17 protein-coding genes are annotated in these 19,597 nt (G+C 65.3%); 4 read left to right on the forward strand and 13 right to left on the reverse strand.

Translation table 11 applies throughout. The annotated features are described in order from the left end of the window. Positions 1 to 9 precede the first annotated feature (9 nt). The gene (locus VEIS_RS22890; RefSeq protein ID WP_011812399.1) at positions 10 to 1,599 is read left to right on the forward strand and encodes an ABC transporter substrate-binding protein; all 1,590 of its coding nucleotides are present in this window, start codon (positions 10 to 12) and stop codon (positions 1,597 to 1,599) included. A 64-nt stretch (positions 1,600 to 1,663) separates the two neighbouring features. After that, positions 1,664 to 2,794, forward strand: coding sequence for a C45 family autoproteolytic acyltransferase/hydolase (locus VEIS_RS22895; protein ID WP_011812400.1), 1,131 nt, complete (start codon positions 1,664 to 1,666; stop codon positions 2,792 to 2,794). Here the strand turns inward: VEIS_RS22895 and VEIS_RS22900 are convergent, their stop codons facing one another. Genes VEIS_RS22900 through VEIS_RS22930 form a run of 7 tightly spaced genes read right to left on the reverse strand, consistent with a single transcriptional unit; the run spans position 2,795 to position 10,714 of the window. Continuing rightward, positions 2,795 to 3,976, reverse strand: coding sequence for a M20 aminoacylase family protein (locus VEIS_RS22900; protein WP_011812401.1), 1,182 nt, complete (start codon positions 3,974 to 3,976; stop codon positions 2,795 to 2,797). A gap of 41 nt (positions 3,977 to 4,017) precedes the next feature. Then, positions 4,018 to 5,448, reverse strand: coding sequence for a M20 family metallopeptidase (locus VEIS_RS22905; RefSeq protein WP_011812402.1), 1,431 nt, complete (start codon positions 5,446 to 5,448; stop codon positions 4,018 to 4,020). A 44-nt stretch (positions 5,449 to 5,492) separates the two neighbouring features. Continuing rightward, the gene (locus tag VEIS_RS22910; protein WP_011812403.1) at positions 5,493 to 6,314 is read right to left on the reverse strand and encodes an ATP-binding cassette domain-containing protein; all 822 of its coding nucleotides are present in this window, start codon (positions 6,312 to 6,314) and stop codon (positions 5,493 to 5,495) included. Beyond that, complete coding sequence (locus tag VEIS_RS22915) at positions 6,311 to 7,300, reverse strand: ABC transporter ATP-binding protein (RefSeq protein WP_011812404.1); 990 nt, start codon at positions 7,298 to 7,300, stop codon at positions 6,311 to 6,313. Before VEIS_RS22915 ends, VEIS_RS22910 begins: the two co-directional genes overlap by 4 nt. A gap of 25 nt (positions 7,301 to 7,325) precedes the next feature. Beyond that, positions 7,326 to 8,225: an ABC transporter permease gene (locus VEIS_RS22920; protein WP_011812405.1), complete on the reverse strand. Its 900-nt coding sequence runs from the start codon at positions 8,223 to 8,225 to the stop codon at positions 7,326 to 7,328. A gap of 23 nt (positions 8,226 to 8,248) precedes the next feature. Then, positions 8,249 to 9,166, reverse strand: a complete 918-nt coding sequence (locus VEIS_RS22925) for an ABC transporter permease (protein ID WP_011812406.1) — start codon at positions 9,164 to 9,166, stop codon at positions 8,249 to 8,251. Positions 9,167 to 9,196: 30 nt separating this feature from the next. Beyond that, positions 9,197 to 10,714, reverse strand: coding sequence for an ABC transporter substrate-binding protein (locus VEIS_RS22930; RefSeq protein ID WP_041951209.1), 1,518 nt, complete (start codon positions 10,712 to 10,714; stop codon positions 9,197 to 9,199). A 272-nt stretch (positions 10,715 to 10,986) separates the two neighbouring features. Between VEIS_RS22930 and VEIS_RS22935 the strand changes: the two genes are divergently transcribed. Next, positions 10,987 to 11,904: a LysR family transcriptional regulator gene (locus tag VEIS_RS22935; RefSeq protein ID WP_011812408.1), complete on the forward strand. Its 918-nt coding sequence runs from the start codon at positions 10,987 to 10,989 to the stop codon at positions 11,902 to 11,904. 168 nt (positions 11,905 to 12,072) lie between these two features. On the opposite strand, the gene VEIS_RS31770 is transcribed toward VEIS_RS22935, so the two are convergent. Genes VEIS_RS31770 through VEIS_RS22945 form a run of 3 tightly spaced genes read right to left on the reverse strand, consistent with a single transcriptional unit; the run spans position 12,073 to position 13,956 of the window. Continuing rightward, a complete protein-coding gene (locus tag VEIS_RS31770; RefSeq protein ID WP_157048645.1) occupies positions 12,073 to 12,273 on the reverse strand; it encodes a winged helix-turn-helix domain-containing protein in 201 nt (66 codons plus the stop codon). A gap of 26 nt (positions 12,274 to 12,299) precedes the next feature. Continuing rightward, a complete protein-coding gene (locus tag VEIS_RS22940) occupies positions 12,300 to 13,040 on the reverse strand; it encodes an aspartate/glutamate racemase family protein (RefSeq protein WP_011812409.1) in 741 nt (246 codons plus the stop codon). A gap of 25 nt (positions 13,041 to 13,065) precedes the next feature. After that, positions 13,066 to 13,956, reverse strand: a complete 891-nt coding sequence (locus VEIS_RS22945; protein ID WP_011812410.1) for a transporter substrate-binding domain-containing protein — start codon at positions 13,954 to 13,956, stop codon at positions 13,066 to 13,068. Between the two features lie 208 nt (positions 13,957 to 14,164). Between VEIS_RS22945 and VEIS_RS22950 the strand changes: the two genes are divergently transcribed. Continuing rightward, positions 14,165 to 15,391 (forward strand): D-amino acid dehydrogenase, encoded by a 1,227-nt coding sequence (locus VEIS_RS22950; RefSeq protein WP_011812411.1) that lies wholly within the window; start codon positions 14,165 to 14,167, stop codon positions 15,389 to 15,391. On the opposite strand, the gene VEIS_RS22955 is transcribed toward VEIS_RS22950, so the two are convergent. The 3 genes from VEIS_RS22955 to VEIS_RS22965 all read right to left on the reverse strand — a co-directional run bounded on the left by VEIS_RS22955 (position 15,324) and on the right by VEIS_RS22965 (position 19,574). Beyond that, entirely contained in the window at positions 15,324 to 16,898 is a 1,575-nt protein-coding gene (locus tag VEIS_RS22955) for a PepSY domain-containing protein (protein ID WP_011812412.1), read from the reverse strand. The genes VEIS_RS22950 and VEIS_RS22955 overlap by 68 nt on opposite strands. Before the next feature lie 16 nt (positions 16,899 to 16,914). Next, complete coding sequence (locus VEIS_RS22960) at positions 16,915 to 19,095, reverse strand: TonB-dependent receptor (protein ID WP_011812413.1); 2,181 nt, start codon at positions 19,093 to 19,095, stop codon at positions 16,915 to 16,917. Between the two features lie 122 nt (positions 19,096 to 19,217). Continuing rightward, positions 19,218 to 19,574 (reverse strand): DUF2946 family protein, encoded by a 357-nt coding sequence (locus VEIS_RS22965; RefSeq protein WP_011812414.1) that lies wholly within the window; start codon positions 19,572 to 19,574, stop codon positions 19,218 to 19,220. Positions 19,575 to 19,597 lie beyond the last annotated feature (23 nt).

The following is a 19,597-nucleotide window of genomic DNA, read 5'->3' on the forward strand; positions in this document are numbered from 1 at the left end:
GAAGCCGCCATGCCACCTTCAACCTCTCTGCCACGTCTGACAGCGCCAGCGGTTTTCCTGCTGCTGGCTGCAATGAGCGCAATGGGGGCAATGGGGGCAACATCGACCCACGCACCGGCGCACATCGTGGTGGCGCAACCGGCGGATATCCGCTCCACCAATCCCGGTGTCAATCGGGACAATACCACTGACGGCGTGCTGCTCAACATGCTCGAAGGTCTGGTCGGCTACCATGAAAATGGCTCGGTCGGACCCTTGCTGGCCAAGGCCATCGATGTCAGCGCCGATGGCCTGACCTACACCTTCACGCTGCGCACCGGCGTGAAGTTCCACAACGGCGAGCACATGACCTCTGCCGACGTGCTGTGGAGCTGGAATCGCTACATGAATCCCAAAACCGACTGGCGCTGCCTGAACGATTTCGACGGGCATGCGGGCACCAGGGTGGTGTCGGCGAGCGCGCCCGATGCGCAAACCTTCGTGCTGCAAATCGACAAGCCCTCGGCGATTTTTCTGGACAATCTGGCGCGCACCGACTGCGCCATGGCCGCCGTGATCAGCAAAAAATCGGTGCGGCAAGATGGCAGTTGGGACAAGCCCATCGGCACCGGCCCCTACAAGCTCGATGAATGGAAGCGCGGCGAATATGTCGCCATGAGCGCCTTCGCGGATTACCAGTCGCCGCCGGGCAACGAGCCGGACGGCTATCTCGGCCTGAAGAAGCCGCAGATTGCGCAGGTCAAGTTTCTGGTCGTGCCAGACCTGTCTGCCGCCAAGGCCGGCCTGCAATCGGGCGCCATCGATGCCGGCCAGATCACTTCGTCCGATGTCAAGGAGTTGAGGGCGCATCGCCATCTGCGCGTGATCGTGCCCGGCGAAGCCAGCAAGAACACCTTGCTGATGCAAACCCATGATCCGGTGCTCAAGGATGAACGCATCCGTTTGGCCATCGCGCTATCGCTGGACATGCGGCAGATCGTCGAAGCGGCGTCCGAAGGCCTGGCCCAGGTCAACAACTCGGCCATCCACGGCAAGTCGCTGTTTTACAGCGCGCAGCAAAAAAAGGGCTACCCCTACGACCCGGCCAAGGCCAGACTGCTGCTGCAACAGGCCGGCTATCGCGGCCAGCCCATTGTGATTCAGGCCAACAAGCGCGCGCATGTGCCGAGCTACACCGTTGCCGTGCTAAGCCAGGCGATGATGCAGGCGGCGGGCATCAATGCGCAGATCGAAGTGCTGGAGTGGGCCACGCAACTCGATCGCTACAACAGCGGCAACTACCAGATGAGTTCCTTCACCTATTCCTCGCGCCTCGACCCGGCGTTGAGTTATGAGCAGTTCTCCGGCAGCAAGGCCGTGCAGCCGCGCAAGGTCTGGGACGATCCCGATGCGCAAAGGCTGATCGTGCAGAGCTTCGTCGAAGCCGACAGCAAAAAACGCCAGGCGCTGTTCGACCAATTGCACGCCATGATGATGCGCCAGACGCCGCTGATCGTGCTGTACAACACGTCAGGCGCCTGGGCCATACGCAAGCGTGTGAACGGCTACACCGTCTGGGAAGGCAAGCCCCTGATGTGGACCGCCAGCGTGAAAGACTGAAGCCGCCGCGCCAGCGGGCAGCAGCGCGGCGCATCGATACCATTTACTCCCGAATCCAGACACCATGACGACGACCATCGCACAGTTTCCTTTCATCTCCATCTCCGGCACCGCGCATGAACGCGGTGTGCAATATGGCCAGCAAGCCGCCGACCGCATCCGTGGCAGCATCGCCTTGTACGGCCAGACACTGGCCAGGCTCGGCCATGGGGCGCAGGCGCAGGCGCGCCTGATCGATTTTTTTGCCCGGCAGATTGGCGACTACGCGCCGCATTACATCGATGAAATGCGCGGCATCGCCAAAGGTGCCAACGTCGACTTTGCCGACATCGTGATGATCAATGCGCGCACCGAAGTGCTGGCCAAGGCGCGCGCCGCTGTGACGCAAGAACCGGTCGATGGCTGCACCGGCGCGCTGATCCTGCCCGAACGCTCGGCCAGCGGCAACCTGCTGCACGGCCAGAACTGGGACTGGCGCGCCGAGTGCACCGACACCGCCATCGTGCTGCGCGTGCGCAACGATCACGGCCCCGATTTTCTGAGCTTCGTCGAAGCAGGCGGGCTGGCGCGCAGCGGCTTCAACAGCGCCGGCGTGTCCATCACCGCCAACTATCTGGAATCGAGCCGCGACTTCACGCAACTCGGCGTGCCGCTATCGCTGATTCGCCGCAAGGTATTGGAGCAGGAGGTTTTTTCACTGGCGATGAAAGTCGTCGCCACCACGCCAAAATCCTGTTCCAACAACATCATGCTGGGCATGGCGGAAGGCTTTGGCATCGATTTCGAGTGCACCACCAATGAGTTTTTCCCCCTCTATCCGGGCGCGGATGCGCTGATCGTGCATGCCAACCACTGGGTGTCGCCCGTTGCGCTGGGCAAACTGGTGGACATCGGCATTGCCAATTCACCGGACAGCCATTACCGCGACTGGCGTGTGCGCAAGCTGCTCAACGCCGCCGGCCCCAAGCTCAGCCGTCAACACCTGAAGGATGCCTTCTTCGACGACTTCGGCCAGCCCTGGTCGGTCTGCCGTCCGCCGCGCCCGGGCAGCCACGACAATTTGTCGGCCACGGTAGCCACGGTGATCATGGAGCCTGCGATGCGCGAAATGGACATCACGCCGCTGCCGGCCTTGAACAAGGTGTTTACGCGCTACAGCCTCGATCGCGCGCCGGAGTTGCTGATGGCGGCTTGATCACGGCACCTGCAAATAGCGCTCCACCAGCCGCGTCCAGTAAGCCGCGCCGAGGCTCACATTGTCATCGTTGAAGTCGTAGCGCGCATTGTGCAGCATGGGCTTGCCCGCGCCATTGCCAATACGCAAGAAACATCCGGGGCGCTGTTGCAGGAAGTAGGCAAAATCTTCGCTGCCGGCAATCGGATCAAACGGGGCGATGATTTTTTCTGCCCCGACCAGCTCCAGCGCAACCTGCCTGGCAAATTCGGTTTCGGCATCGGCATTGACCAGCACCGGGTAGCCGCACAGGTACTCGATTTCGGCCTTGGCGCCATAGCCTGCTGCATGCGACTGCACCAGGGCGCGGATGCGTTTTTCCAGCAAGGCGCGCACTTCCGGCTTGAACGAGCGCACGCTCAATTCCATCGTGGCATGTTCGGGAATCACGTTGGCCGCATGGCCGGCATGCAGCGCGCCGACCGTCACCACCGCCGCATCCATGGGGTCGATATTGCGCGAGACCAGCGTTTGCAGCGCCATGACCAGGCTGCTGGCGGTCACCAGCGGATCGATCGATAGTTGTGGACGTGCGGCGTGGCTGCCCTTGCCGATGATGTCGATCTTGACCGTATCGCAAGCCGCCATGAACGGGCCGGAGCGGAACATGAAGACGCCGGTGGCAACGCCGGGGTGGTTGTGCATGCCGAAAATCGCATCGCAGGGGAAGCGCTCGAACAAGCCATCCTGCAACATCTGCACGGCGCCGCTGTTGAAACCGGCTTCTTCGGCGGGCTGGAAGATCAGGTTGACGATGCCATCGAACTGGCGTGTGCGCGACAGTTGCAGCGCGGCGCCGAGCAGCATCGCCGTGTGGCCATCGTGGCCGCAGGCGTGCATCTTGCCCTGATGCCGGCTGGCGTAGGCCAGGCCGGTCATCTCGTGAATCGGCAGCGCATCCATATCGGCGCGCAGGCCTATGCTGCGCGTGCTGCTGCCAGCGCGCAGGGTGGCGACGACGCCATTGCCGCCGATGTGGCGCGTGACGGCATAGCCCCAGCCTTCCAGGCGCGCTGCGACCAGCGCCGAGGTGTCGGCTTCCTGATAGGACAATTCGGGATGCTGGTGGAGGTGGCGGCGAATGCCGATCAGCTCGCTTTTGATGTCGTCCAGATCGGATATCTGGCAAAACGCTGCGCGCATGTGTGGGCTCCTGATGCGGGATGATGCAGATTCCGGCATGGTCATGATCGATGCGACGATTCATGCGATGCGCTTCTGCGCGCCAGCACTTGCGCTCCCTGCTCCGCCAAATCCCAGAACAGGCCAGCCATGATTTGCAGCGCTTCACGCGAGACGCTGGCCAGTATATGCTCGTTCGGCGCATGCTGTGAGCAGGCCGGGTAGGAGTGCGGCAGCCACAGCGTGGGCAGGCCGAGCACCTCGGAGAACACGTCATTGGGCAGCGAGCCGCCCAGGTTCGGCAGCAAGGTGGGCGTCTTGGCGCTGGTTTTTTGCATCGACGCCAGTCCCCAGCGCACCCACTCGTCATCGGGGTTCAAGCGCGTGGCGGAAAACTGGACGCCCGAGAGCGTCACCTCCACGTCGGCATAGGCATGCGCATCGAGGTGTGCGCGCAGGTTGGCGATGAAGTTTTGCTCGTCGCTGCCGACCACGAAGCGAATCTGGCAATGCGCCCAGGCGTGGCCAGGAATGGCGTTGACCGGCGCTTCCGGGTTGCCGGTCTTGAAGGCCAGCACTTCCAGCGTGTTCCAGCCGAATACGCGCTCGGCGGGCGTCATGCCCGGCTCGCCCCAGTGGGCATCGACGGGCGGGTCATCGGGGCCGCCGCCGACCTTGACATCGCGCAGCGCATTGCGCACGCTGGCCGGCAAGGATGCCGGCAGCAGGCTCGGCACCAGGATGCGCCCCTTGCCATCGATCAGGCAGGCGATGGCATTGGCCAGGCGCACGCCCGGATTGCGCAGCAGGCCGCCCCAGTTGCCGGAGTGGTGGCCGCCAGCGCGCGCGTTGACGCGCAAATCGAAATTGCAGCCGCCGCGCGAGCCGAGGAACATGGTGGGCGTCGACGCATCGATGCGCGGGCCGTCCGAGGCAATGAACACATCGGACTGCAATCTTTGCGCATGCTGCGCGACGATTTGTTTGAGGCCGGGGGAGCCGGTTTCTTCGCCCATCTCCAGAATCACCTTGACGTTGTAGCCGAGCTTGCCGCCGCGCAGTTGCATGACTTGCGCCAGCGCCGCGAAGTTGATGGTGTGCTGCCCCTTGTTGTCGGCGCTGCCGCGGCCATACCAGCGCTCGCCTTCGACGACGATTTCCCACGGGTTCAACCCTTCCCGCCATTGCTGGTCATAGCCGCGCACGACATCGCCATGGCCATAGGTGAGCAAGGTGAAGGCGGCGCCGGCTTCCAGGCGTTCGGCGAGCAGAAACGGCGCCCCGCCTGGCAGGGGGTTGTCGATGATGTCGAAGGTGAAGCCCATGCGCTCCAGTTCGGGCGCGATTTCCTGATGCAGATAGCGGTACAGGATGGGCCGGCTGGCGGCTTCCTGGCTTTCGGTGCGCATGGCGACCCGCTTTTGCAGCGCTGCCATGAAATGCCCTTGGTCGAAATAGGCGCTGGCCTGCGCGATGGCTTGTGCTCTGCTCATAGGGTTTCTCCTTGGTTTTGCAAGAGGCTGGCTGTCGGGTGCGCTCACTCGCTGGCGGCAAGCTCTGGAATCCCCAACCCCGGTTCAGGCGTGAGCGCCGAGGCCAGCAACATGCGGGTGTAGGGGTGTTGGGCGTTGCAGAAAATCCTTTCGCGGCTTTCCAGCTCGACGATGCTGCCCTTGTGCATGACGGCGACCTGATCGGCCAGATGCTCGACCACGCCGAGATCGTGGCTGATGAAAAGGTAGGCCAGGCCGAATTCGGCTTTCAGGTCCAGCAGCAGATTCAGGATTTGCGCCTGCACCGAAACGTCCAGCGATGAGGTCGGCTCGTCGCACACCAGAATCTCCGGCTGCAAGATCAGTGCGCGCGCAATCGCCACGCGCTGGCGCTGGCCGCCGGAAAGCTGGTTCGGGTAGTGGCTGTCGGTGCGCTGCGGCATGCCGACCAGATCGAGCATCCTGCGCACCGACCTGGTTTGCTGCGCGGAGTTGCCGATGCGGTGCAGTTTGAGCGGCAGGCCAACGATGTCGGCGACGGTCTTGCGCGGGTTGAGCGAGGAATACGGATCCTGAAAGATGGGCTGGATGCAGCGCGCATTCTCCTTGCGCCGCGCCGGGCCGACTTGCTGGCCGTTGACCAGCACATGGCCGGCGCTCGGTTCCAGCAAGCCCAGCAGCATCCTGGCCAGGGTGCTCTTGCCGCAGCCGGATTCGCCCACCAGCCCCAGCGTCTGGCCGCGGTGCAAGCGCAGCGACACCGCATTGACGGCCCTGATTTCAGCCGCAGGCTTGAACATGCCGCGCTCGAGCGTGTAGACCTTGCTCAGTGCGCACAGCTCCAGTGCGATGGGGGCGGCGTTCATGCGCGCACCTCGCTCGGCACGGCCTTGTGGCAGCGCACCTGGTGCGGCCTGGCGGGGGAGGTGTCGATCATGGCAGGCTCCTGCCCGCAGGCGTCGTGTGCCAGTGGGCAGCGGTTGCGGAAGGTGCAGCCGCCGAGCGCGCCAACCAGGTTCGGCACCACGCCGGCAATGGCTTGCAGCCGGCTTCCCGGCGGCGTCTTGCCGCGCACCGGGAGGCAGTTGAGCAGGCCGCGCGTATAGGGGTGCCGGGGCGCGGCGAACAGTGGCGCAACGTCGGCGCTTTCCACCACCTGCCCGGCATACATCACGATGACACGATCGGCGATGCGCGCCACCACGCCCAGGTCGTGCGTGATGAATATGACGGCGCTGCCGAACTCGCGTTGCAAGTCGCGCATCATGCGCAGGATTTGCGCCTGTATGGTGACATCCAGCGCCGTGGTCGGTTCGTCGGCGATGATCAGGTCGGGGCCGCACATCAGCGCCATGGCGATCATCACGCGCTGGCGCAAGCCGCCGGAGAGTTGGTGCGGGTATTGGCGCAAGCGGTCTTCGGCATGGTCCATGCCGGTGCGATGCAGCAGGTAGATGGCGCGCTCGCGGGCTTCGGCGCGGGTGACGCCGGGCAGTTCCAGCATCGCCTCGCACAACTGGTTGCCGAGCGTGTAGGCGGGGTTGAGCGAGGTCATCGGTTCCTGAAAGATCATCGCCATGCGCCGGCCGCGCAGCTTGTTCCACTGTTTTTCCGGCAGGCCCGGCAAGTCGATGCCGTCGAAACGCATGCGCTCGGCGGTGCAGACGGCCTGGCGCGGCAGCAAGCCCATCAGCGCCAGCGAGGTCATCGATTTGCCGCAGCCGGACTCGCCCACCAGGCACAGCATCTCGCCGCGCCGGACCTGGAAGTCGATGCCGCGCACCGCATGCAGCATGCCGTTTTCGGTCGGCAGATCGACGCGCAGGTTTTTCACATCGAGTAATACGCTCATCGCATGTTCCTGTCCGGGGACCGCATCAGTGACGGCCATCAGGGGCGTCGATGTCGCGCAGACCATCGCCGACCAGGTTGATGGCCAGCACCAGCATGGCCAATGCCAGGCCGGGGATGACGATGATCCAGGGCTTGAAGAACATGTAGGACTTGCCCTCCGCGACCATCAGCCCCCATGACGGCGTGGGCGGCTGCACGCCGAGGCCCAGGAAGGACAAGGTGGCTTCCAGCAAAATCGCGTGCGCCATTTCCAGCGTGATCACCACCATCAACGCGCCCATGATGTTGGGCAGGACTTCGCGCACCAGGATGTAGGGTGTGGAGGCGCCGATGGCTTTGGCGGCGGCGATGAATTCGGCATCGCGCAGTTGTTGCGTGGCCGCGCGCGTGACGACGGCGAAGCGGTCCCACAGCAGCAGGCCGAGCAGGGTGATCACCACCTCGATCGAGCCGCCCACCAGCGAGGCCATCGCCATTGCCACCAGCACCACCGGCATCGACAGCCGTGTCGTGATGAGGTAGCTGATCAGCGCATCGACACGGCCGCCGAAGTAGCCGGCCAGCACGCCGAGCGTGGTGCCGATCAGGCCGGAGATCAGCGCTGCGGCAGCGCCGATGATCAGCGACACGCGCGCGCCGTAGATCAGGCGGCTCAGATAATCGCGCCCCAGCTTGTCGGTGCCGAGCACATGCTCCCAACTGCCTTGCGCATGCCAGATGGGCGGAATCAGGCGCTGCGCGACGTTTTGATCGAAGGGATCATGCGTGGCCAGCAGCGGCGCAAAAATCGCCGCCAGCACGATGAGCGCGAGGATGGCGCCACCCAGCATCAGACCGCGATGGCCGAGCAGGCGGCGGAGCTTGCGGCGCCACAGCGGTGCCGGCATGGGCAGGAGTTGCGGAATGCTCAGGTTGGCGGACATGGCGTCATTATTTAACGGGTGCTTTAACGGATGCGAATGCGCGGGTCGAGCAGCGCGTTGATGACATCGGCCAGGAAAGTCAGGCCGATATAAAACATCGCAATGATCAGCACCACGGCCTGCACCACCGGATAATCGTTGCGCGAGATGGCGTCCCAGGCCAGTTGCCCCAGCCCTTGCATGGAGTAGACCGATTCGATCACGACCGAGCCGCCGAGCATGAAGCCCAGTTCCACCGCCGCCAAAGCCACCACGGGAATCACCGCATTGCGCAGCGCATGCTTGAAGATGACTTTGTTTTTTGCGAGGCCCTTGGCGCGGGCGGTGCGGATGTAATCGGAGCCGAGCACTTCGAGCATGCCGGCGCGCGTCAAGCGCATCATGGCGGGCATGGCGTAATAAGCCAGCGCGATGGCCGGCAGGACGAAATTTTCCCAGCGCTCATTGCCGGCCACCGGCAGCCAGTGCAAGGTGACGGAAAAAATCAGAATCAGGCCAAGCCCAAACCAGAAACTCGGCATGGCCTGCCCCACCACGGCAAGCGCCAGGGCAATGCGGTCCAGCCAGGTATCGCGGTAAATTGCCGCCAGCACGCCCAGCGGAATCGCCACCACCGTCGCCAGCAGCAAGGCGATACTGCCGAGCTTCATGGTAATGGGCAGCCGCTCGGCAATCAATTGCATGACATCGGCCTGGAAGTAAAAGGATCTGCCGAAATCGAGCTGCACGGCCCGGCCAAGCCAGTCGAGGTATTGCGACAGCATGGGACGGTCCAGGCCAAGCTGCACGCGAATCGCCTCCACCTGGGCAGCGCTGGCCTCCGACCCGGCAATCGCCGTGGCCAGATCGCCCGACAGGTGCAGCAGCAAAAAGCTGACGATGGAAACCGTCACGGCAACGCACAAGGCAATCGCCAGACGATGCAGGATATGGATCAGCATGGCGATGGCCTTCACTGGCGCACTGTGGCGCTACTTCCAACTGGCCTCATGAAAACGCGGCAACTCGTCGGGATATCCCTGAAACCTGAGCGCCGAGCTATGGGCGTAGTAAGTGGAATAAGAAAACATCGGCGCCAGATAAGCCTGCCGGGAAATCAACGCCAATGCCTTGGCGTAATTCGTTTTGCGCACGGCAGGGTCGGTCGAGGTGTCGGCCGTTTCCAGCCATTGGCGCAGTTGCGGGTCCTTGACGATGTCGTCGCTGCTGCCCTTGAAATACACGCCGGTAAAGGCGGACGTGTCATTGATCGAGTACGAGCCCCAGGCATAAAACGTCATCGGCGCCTTGCCGCCGCGGTACTCGACCTGCATCGCATCGTGCTTCATGTAATGCAGCCGTGCGCGAATGCCCACCTTGTGCAAATCGCCGACGATGGCTTCGGCGAACTCGCGCTCGCGATAGGCATACAAATCGGTGTCGAAACCGTTGGCGTAACCAGCGGCGCGCAATAACTCTTTCGCCTTGGCGGGGTTGTAGTCATAGTGGACCACCACCTTGTCATCGCAACCGAACTGGGTGCGGAAACAGGCGGTGTAGACCGGCTTGCTGCCGCCGCGCACCAGATTGTCGGCGATACCCTGGCGGTTGATCGCATGGTTGACCGCCTGGCGCACACGCACATCCTTGAACGGCGAATGGGGCGAGGAGTTGCCCGCCGCATCGATCACCAGAAAACCGACGCGCATGGTTTCGCCGCTTTGCACGGTGATCCCGGGCGTGCTCTTGAGCGACTCGGCCTGATCGGCGGGCACGCGCCAAATCCAGTCGATCGCGCCGGTCATCAGTTGTGCCGAGCGTGTTTCAGGGTCGGGAATGACGACAAATTTGATATTGCCAATCTTCGGCTGGCCTTGCGGACTGTCCTTGAAATAATTGCCGTTCCTGACCATGCTCACGCCTCGCCCCGGCGTCACGCTGACGACCTTGTAAGGGCCGGTGCCGATCGGCGCCTTGGCGAATCCTTCCAGGCCGACTTTCCTGAAATACGCGCCGGGATAAATCGGCAAGGGACCGGCCAGGTATTCCAGCGCAGCCGGAAAGGGCTGCTTGAGGTTGATGCGCACCTTGTAGTCGCCGAGTTTGTCGACGCTCTTGATCCAATCGACGTTTTGCCGTGTGATGACCCTGGATTCGCTCGACACCGCATAGTTGAAGGTGAAGGCAACATCCTCCGCCGTGAACGGATCGCCATTCTGGAATTGCACACCCTGGCGCAAGTCCATCACCAGCGCCGTCGGCGACTCCCACTTCCAGGCGCTGGCCAACTGCGGCTTGTAGTCGCCGGTGCGGGGGTCGCGCCAGACCAGCGTATCCCAGATCAGGTGCGCCAGAATCACGCCTTCGCGCACGTTATTGTGGTACTGGCTGATGTTGGGCGCCTCGCTGTCAGAGGCATACACCAGCGTGTCATTGGCCTTGCCCGCCAACGCAGGCGCCGGCACGAAGGCCGGCAGCAAGGCGCAGCACGCCATGCCCTGCGGCAGCATCCTCAGCCAGAACCGATGGGCGACCTTCGTCATGAGATTTGCGTTCATTCCAGAGCTTCCATCAAAAATGGTTGGAGAGAAAACGGCATCGCAGTGGCGGCATGCCTGGGTGCTGCGTGAATGGATACTAGGCCGAACCTGGCAACACTACAATTACAGAATTCCTATGCCTGCATTGCCAAAATGAGAAGGCAGGGTTTTCAGGGCTGCGCTGAATCAACCGCCGCGCAACCGTCACGGCGCCAGCTTCACACTGCTTGCAAAGGCCAGACATGAAATCCGAATACCTGCAAGACATCGCCTTGCGCTATTTTCTGGAAGTGGTGCGCAGCGGTTCCATCGCCGCCGCCTCGCAGCGCCTGAATGTCGCCAGTTCGGCCATCAGCCGCCAGATCAGCAGCCTGGAGGGATTGCTCGACACGGTGCTGTTCGAGCGGCGACCGCGCGGCATGGTGCTGAGCGTCGGCGGCGAGATGCTGGCAGCGCATGCGCAAAAGGTAATGCTGGAGTCCGATCGCGTGGTGGCCGACTTGCTGGCCTTGAAGGGCTTGCGCAGGGGGCGTGTTCGCGTGGCGGCGTCGGAGGGACTCGGCGTGGACTTCGTGCCGCGCCTGATTCGCGCTTTTCAGCAGCAGTATCCGGCGATTCAGTTTCAGGTCTATGTCGGCCCGCCGGCGCTGGTATCGCGCCATGTGCGCGACGGCAATGCCGACATCGGCGTGACTTTCAACCGACTGCCCGAACCCTTTATCAAGATCGTGTACCAAAAACCGGCACCGGTCTTGCTCTTGATGCGCAACGGCCATCCGCTGAGCAAATTCAAGAGCGTTGCGCTGTCACAATTGCACCCCTACCCGCTGGCGCTGCCCGACCCGGATACCACGCTGCGGCAGTTGTTTGATTTGGCATGCAGCCACCAGCAATTGCTGTTCGAGCCAGCCCTGACCAGCAACTATATCCAGACGCTGCACAATTATCTGCTGGAAGGCGACGCACTCTCGATCACCGGCGAAGTGACCGTGCGCTACCGCATCGCCAGAGGCGAACTGACCATGGTGCCAATCCGCGACCGGGTGTTGAATGGCCGTTACGTCGAGGTGCAAACCCTGTCGGGACGCACTTTGCCGCGCATTGCGGAAATCTTTCTGGCGCATTTGCTGGGGGAACTGAATAAGGGCGAGGCTGGATAATCATATTCCAATCAGGCTATCGGGTTCGCCCGTACAGACATCCACTGCGCCATAGGCGTAGGTGTATTCGTGCGTCGACAGGCCTTGGCCAATTGGGTGTCATGGCTTGGGCACCCAGCATTTGCGCATATCCGGGCTTTCGGCCAAAGCGCGCCTCGTCTTGGAACATCAGCCCGATGGTTTTGCCTTGCGCCCAATCTTGGTGGATATCGTGGCGCGTTTCGGAGCGTTTTTCCCCCACTCCTGTTGAGCCAATGGGTCGCTTTGCGGATGACGCTTGTCGGGAGCGGGCTTTCTCCAGCCATGGCGGTGCAGCAGATGGCAGGCGCAATCGGCGTCCGGCCTCTGTGACCGGGATTTCAGTGGCATCGGGGCCGCGCCGGCCCTTGCGCGCTCTATGCCCCGTAGGCGCGACGGGCCAGCGCGGCCGCCAGCACCTGCGCGGGATCGACCAGGCTCAGCCCGGCCATCGCAGCCGAGCCCTGCAGCCCCAGCGGCACCTCGGTGCAGCCCATGATGATGGTGACGGACCCGTGGCGCTCGGCCAGCCGCAACGCGACCTCGGAGAAGCACTGCCCGGCCAGCGGCATGTTGCCGGCCTTCACGCCGTCGAAGATGCCGCGCATGATGGTCTGGCGCTCGTCGGCCAACGGTACGTGGCAGCCGAGGCCGGCTTCGGCCAGCGCCTGTTCGTAGAGACGCACGCGGTAGGTGCCTTCGGTGGCCATCAGCGCCACCTCGGTCGCACCCTGCGCGGCCAACGACTGCGCGGTCTCGCGCGCGATGTGCAGCAGTTCGACCTGCGGAAAGCGCTCCTGCAGGTTGGCGTGCCAGGCATGCGCGGTGTTGCAGGCGATGGCCACGGCGCGGCTGCCGAGCGCGGCCAGCCGGCCCAGCGCCTGCAGCATCGGCTCCAGCGGCTGGTGCGCGCCGCTCACGTCGGAGACCAGCGCGCCGGTGCGATCGGGCACCGGCACCTGCGCGAGCCAGTGCTCGGGAAAGGACTGGTCGCGCACCGGCTCGCCGCGCGCGCGCATCTGCTGCGCGCAGGCCTGCACGAAGAGCCGGACGAAGTCGGCGCCCGCCGCGGGGCCCATGCCCCCGAGGATGCCGACGACCCGTGTCGCTGCGGCCATGTCTTTTCTCTTTGCGCGAACCGGATCAGGTCGCCGGCTTGTCGCTGAAGGCCTTGAGGTTCTCTTTCAACTGATCGTTCATCGGCAGGTTCAGCGGCACGTTCTTCGGCGGGATCGGCTGCATGAACCACTTGGCGTAGAGCTTCTCGAACTCGCCGCTTTTCATCATGTCGATGAAGGTGTCGTCCACCAGTTTCTTGAAGGCCGGGTCGTCCTTGGGCAGCATGCAGGCGTAGGGCTCGACCTGCAGCGACTCGCCCACCACTTCGTAGTCGGCCGGGTTTTTCGAGTTGGCGATCAGGCCGAACAGCAGGATGTCGTCCATCGCGAAGGCGACGACGCGGTCGCTCTCGACCAGCAGGAAGGCGTCGGCGTGGTCCTTGCCGAGCACGATGTCCATGCCAAGATTCTTGTCGGCGTTGTACTTGCGCATGACCTGCGCGTTGGTGGTGCCGGTGGTGCTGGCCACGGTCTTCTTGGCGAGGTCGGCGTAGTCCTTGATCTTGGAGGACTTCTTCGCCAAGAGCCGCGTGCCGGTATAGAAGTGATTGACCGCGAAGGCCACGTCCTTGCCGCGCGCGCTGTTGTTGGTGGTGGAGCCGCACTCCAGATCGACGGTGCCGTTGGTGAGCAGCGGAATGCGGTTCTGCGAAGTGACGGGCATCAGCGCGACCTGCAGGTTGGGTTTGTTCAACTTCTTCTTCACCGCTTCGACCACGGCGTTGGAGAGTTCCACCGAGAACCCGATCGGCTTGTTGGCGCCGTCCAGGTAGCTGAAGGGCACCGACGACTCGCGGTAGGCGAGCGTGATCTTGCCGGACTCGGCGATCTTGGCGAGCGTGTCGGCGGCTTGCGCGCCGGTGGCGCTGAAGAGCACCGCAGCAGCCATGGATGCCATCAGGACGGAGCGTTTCATTCGAGCCTTCATTCGGTTGGATTGAACAGGCGGCCAGTGTAAGAAGGAACGACGCATCGCGACAATTCCAAATAACCAAATGACCCCGGGGTCATGCCCAAAGGTGATGGGCGGGGGTTCTTTTGGCATTTTTGGGTGGTGCGGGGCGACACTAGCCTACAGTCGCAGGCAATCCCTTGTTTGTCTCCACTCCCGGAAAGTTGCCTTCATGCATGTGTGTGTGCTCGGTGCCGGCATCGTGGGCCTGGCCACCGCCTGGCAGCTCGAACGCCGGGGCCACCAGGTCACGGTGATCGACCGCGCGGCGCCCGGCGCCGGCGCGAGCGGCGGCAACGGCGCGCAACTGAGCTACTCGTATGTGCAGCCGCTGGCCGATCCGTCGATCTGGAAGCAGTTGCCCAAGCTGCTGCTCTCGCCCACCTCCCCGCTCAAGCTGCGCCCGCAGCTCGATCCGCTGCAGTGGCGCTGGGGCATGGCGTTTCTCGCGGCCTGCAATGCGCAGACTTCGCGCGACACCACGGCGAAGCTGCTGGCGCTGGCCGCGTCGAGCCGCACCGAGTTCGAGGCGATGCAGGCCGACATCGCGCCCGACTGCGACTTCTCGGCCACCGGCAAGCTGGTGCTGTACGCGAGCGCGGCTGCGCTCGCGGGCGCGCGTGCGCAGCTCGAACTGCAGCGCACCATGGGCAGCCAGCAGCGCATCGTCGCGCCCGACGAGTGCATCGCCATCGAACCCGCGCTCGCGAGCTACCGCAGCCAGATGGCCGGTGCGGTCTACACACCGAGCGAATGCGCGGCCGACTGCCTGAAGGTGTGCGCCGAGCTGATGCGTTCGCTCGAAGCACGCGGCGTGCGTTTCCTGCCCGGTACCGACGTGCACGGCTTCGCGCGCAATGGCCATCGCATCGCGGCGGTGCACACGAGCCAGGGCGACATCGAGGCCGATGCCTTCGTGATGGCGCTGGGTTCGGCCTCGCACAAGCTCGGCCGCGCGCTGGGCGCGTATCTGCCGGTGTACCCGCTCAAGGGCTACAGCATCACGGTGGCGGTCGATCCCTCGCCCGGCGCGGCGCCGACCGTGAACGTGACCGACAGCGCCCGCAAGGTGGTGTTCGCGCGCATCGGCTCACGCCTGCGCGTGGCGGGCATGGCCGAACTGGTGGGGCACGACGCGGGCATTCCGGCGACACGCATCGCGACGCTGGCAGCCGCCACGCGCGCCCTGTTCCCGCATGCGGGCCGGCTCGAAGAACTGCACCCGTGGACCGGCATGCGGCCCGCCACGCCCAGGGGCCTGCCGATCATCGGGCGGCTGGCGCGCGCACCGTCGAACATGCTGTTCAACACCGGCCACGGCGCGCTGGGTTTCACGCTGGCCTTCGGCTCTGCGCTGCGGGTCGCCGAGGCGCTGGCGTCTTGCGCGCCGACGCCCTGAGCTTGCCGCCCAGGCGCCGCCAGCCGATCACCACGCCGGTCAGGCTCAGCAGCGCGCCGCCGAGACTCAGCGTCACGAGCAGCATGTCCCACACCGGGCGGCGGTCGAGCAGCGGCAGCCAGTCCCAGCTGTGCAGCATCGCGAACAGCCAGCGGCGCAGGCGCCGCATGTCGTCCGAGCGGCCGATCACCGCGCCGGTGTGCGGATCGACATGCACCCAGGTGGCATGCGCGTCGGCGAACACCACGCGCCAGACGGGCAAGGGCTTATCGGTGTCGCCCGTCATGGTGTGCGGCCCACGGGTGTAGTAGTGGCTGTCGTAGGCGGCGAGGATGTCGATACGCTCGATCGCATCGGGCAGCAGGCGGGCGACTGCGGCGCGCAGCACGGCAGGGTCGGACAGGTGCGGCCGGGCGCTCTGCGCATCGCGCACCAAGGGCCGGCCAGTGCCCGTGCTCGCAAGCACCAGCGTCTGCCCGGCAACGCGCACCCAGCGCAGTTCGCGCACGCCGGCGCCGGTGGAGGCCAGCAGCGCAGCGGGCGTCGCGTCCCCTGCGGCGACGACGAGCGCTCCGCCGTTCATCGCATCGGTGCGCAGCGCCGGCGCGCCGCTGTCGAACACGCGCCATGGGTTCATCGACATCAGCCCGCTGAAAATCCACGTCAGCGTCACCAGCGCGAAGAGCAACCCGGTGATGTGATGCCAGCGCATCACGAAGCCCTGGTACGGCGAGTGCGAACCGCTGCGATAGGTGCGCCGGAAGCGCCAGCGCAGCACGCCCACCACCGTGCCGGTCAACGTGACCGCGATGCCGGCGATGGAGAGCCCGTTGACGATGTCCGCCCAGTAGCGGTCCAGCGCGGTGCCGCGCAGCGGGTACAGCCAGTGGATCCACGCGCCCGCGTAGTTCCAAAGCCGCTCGGCGCGTGGCGCATCGCGCACCACCTCGCCGGTCTTGCCCGACACGTAGAGCCGCGTGGCCTGTGCATCACCGAGGTCGGCCACATGCAACGGGCGATGGCCGTCGAGCCTGCGGGAATGGGTGAAGGCGTCTTCGCCGATGGCGCCGTGGTAGTCGATCGGCACGCCCGCCCCTGCATAGGCCTGCGCACTCGCGAGCACGCGGGCGCGGTCCACGGCGCGCAGCACGGCGCCGGTTTCGGCATCGATCACCACCGTGCCGCTGCCCGGCGGCGGGCGGCGCCGGCCGGCCTCGGCCTTGCGTGCAGGCAGCGCCAGATACACCGCGCGCGCGCCGCTGGCCGCTGCCAGCCGCAGCTCGCTCAGGGGTCCGGCGATGCCGGCGGCATCGAGCGCCTGGCGCGGCCCCAGCAAGGGCGCTGCTGCGTCGAGCGGCGGCAGGTGCTGCAGCCGCTCGGCCTCGGTGAGCTTCGGGTAGCCCACGTACATCATCACCACGCCCGAGACGAACCACATCGCGAAGAAGGCGCAGAGGACCACGCCGAGCCAGCGGTGGATCAGGAACAACCAGCGTTTGGCATGCATGGCATCTCTCCGTTACTCAGAACGCCACGCACAGCGAGACATCCGCCGTGCGCGGCGCACCGAGGTAGGCGGTGGCGCTGCCGACGTGCACCGCGTGGATGCGGTCCGTCGCGTTGCGGATGCGGCCGACCACGGTGACGGCCTTGCTGACCTTCCAGCCCAGCCCGAGGTCCAGCAGCGTGTAGCCCGGCCAGCTCGCGGTGTTCTCCGCATCGGCGTAGACCTTGCTCACATGCCGCACGCCCAGGCTGGCTTCCAGGCGGGGCGTGAACGCATACGACACCCAGAGGTTCGCGACCATGGCCGGCGTGTTGGTCGGCGTGCGGCCCGCGAGCGACACGCCGCCCCGCATGAAGCGCTCGTAGCGCGCATCGACGGACGTGAGGTTGCCCTGCAGCGACCATTGCCGCGTCGGCCGCAGGCCCAGCGCCAGTTCCACGCCCCGGGACGACTGCTCGCCCACGAGCACGGTGAGCGCGCTGTCGTTCGGGTCCTGCGTCGCGATGTTCTGGCGGCGGATGCCGTAGGCCGCGAGCGTGGCCGTGCCCTTGCCCTGCCAGAAATCGAGCTTGGTGCCGATCTCCACCTGCCGGCCGGTGGTGAGCTCGCTGTTGTTGCGCACGTCGGCGAACGATGCGGTGGACAGCACGCCCGATGGCGGGTCGGCTGCCGTGGCGTATTGCGCATACAGGCTCGCGCCCGGCGCCACGTCCCGCACCAGCCCGATGCGACCGGTCGTGGGCTTGTAGCCGCGGTGGAAGGTGGCGGGGTTCGCCGCATCCACCGTGCGGCGGTTCACCAGGTCCAGGTCGATGCGCTCATGGCGCAGTGCCGTGACCAGGTGCAGCGAAGGCGTCAGTGCGGTGCGGTTCTCCAGATAGAACGCCGTGGTCCGCACCCTGTTGTCGCGGTCGGGACGCAAGCCCGGCACCATGCCCGTCACCTCGAAGAAGCGCTCGGTGACGAAGGCATACGGGTCCACCGTGCTCACCGTGCCCGGAAGGCTGTTGGGAAAGCGCGTCTGCCGATTCACGCTGAAGTCCAGGCCGAAAGACCAGTCGCTCTTCGCGCTGCCGAGCCGGCCCTTGTAGAGACCCTCGATGCGGTTGCCCCACATGTCCTGGTCGTGCCGCTGCAGCAACGCGCCCGAGCGGATCACCGCAGTGTTGCCCGGGTCGTAGCGGTAGCGCTCGACGTTGCGGTAGTCGCGCAGTGCGTCGTAGGCATAGAAGGTGTTCTTCCACTGCAACGCATCGGTGGCCTGCCATTCGGTGACCGAGCGCAGCCACTGCACGCGCTGCGCATAGATCGCGTCGCTGCTGTTGAAGTTCTTGAAGCGGATGCCGGGGTCGATACGCATCGTGCCGGCCACCGGGTTGAGCGCGGGCGTGCCCCAGTAGGGCCGGGCGACGTTCTCGTCCTGGAACTCGTAGGCCAGCGTGTGCCTGAGGCCCCCGCCCAGGTCCGAGAGCAGCGAGGCCGCGAGCTGTGTGGAACGTCTGCCGGTGCCGTCGGTCCAGCCGTTGGCATCGCGGTGGTTCACGTCGATGCGCGCGTAGTGGCTGCCCGCGCCCCCATCGCCGGCCACGCGGCGGTTCAGCCCGAAAGAGGCTTCCCGCAGGTGCTGCGTGCCCAGGCGCAGCCGCGCTTCGGCGAAGTCGCTGCGTTCGGGCGTCTTGGTGATGTAGTTGATCGAGCCGCCCAGCGCGCCCGAACCGAAGAGGAAGCTCGAAGGCCCGCCGATGGCCTCGACGCGGTCGTAGATCCAACTGTCCACCGGCCGCGCGGCAATCGAATACTGCACGTTGATGCCGTTGAACATCTGGCCGATCGAGCCGGCGCCGAAGCCGCGGTAGCTCACGCCGATGTTGCCCGGCGCGTCGTGCGCGGTCACACCGGGAATGGCGCGCAGAATCTCCTGCGTGTTCTGCGCGCCGCGCGCGTCGATGACCGAACGGTCCACCACGGTGACCGAGGCCGGCGTCTCGCGCGGCGTGAGGCCCAGGCGGCTCGCGGTGTCGGAGGGGGTGTCGAGGTCGAGCCGGCCGTTGGGACTGGGCGCGTCGTCGGTCACTTCGACCTGCGGCAGCGACCGGGCGGCCGCACCAGCTTCTTGCGCGATCGCGAAACCGGGCGCGCAGGCGGCGCCGAACAGGGCCGCGAGCCCCAGCGTGGGGGCGGAAGGAATACGGGACATGGAATCTCTCTGGCGGCGGCGTGCGCAAGCCCGACAGGGGGCGACAACGCTGCGCCGGCCGCAAAACGACCGAAGACCCACCGCGTGCCGCGTGGCACGTCAGGTGGAGGAAAAGCGGGAGTTCAGGAGAGCGCGGGCGGCCCGCGCGCCGGCAGCGGCGAGGCCGTGGCTGCCGCGATGCGGGCAGCGGGAATCGATTGCAGCGCGCGGCCCAACGGCAGCGGCGTGGGCAGTTTCACCTGCGTGGCGGCGGGCGGCGGCGTGGAGACCACGCACAGCGGACAGTCCATGGCCGCCATGCCCATCCCGGAGGAGCCATCGTCGCCCTGCACGATGAGCTTGACGCTGCCGGAGGCGGAACACACCAGCTCCATCGCCTGCGGGTTCACGAGAGGCGAAGCCCCCGCGACCAGCAGCGAGGCCATGAACCATGCCAGCGCGAGTCGGCGCAGGAAGCACAGGGATCGAAGGACATGCATGGCGCCAGATTATGGCGCGCGCC

This window comes from Verminephrobacter eiseniae EF01-2 (assembly GCF_000015565.1).
GTDB classification, from domain to species: Bacteria; Pseudomonadota; Gammaproteobacteria; order Burkholderiales; family Burkholderiaceae_C; genus Acidovorax; species Acidovorax eiseniae.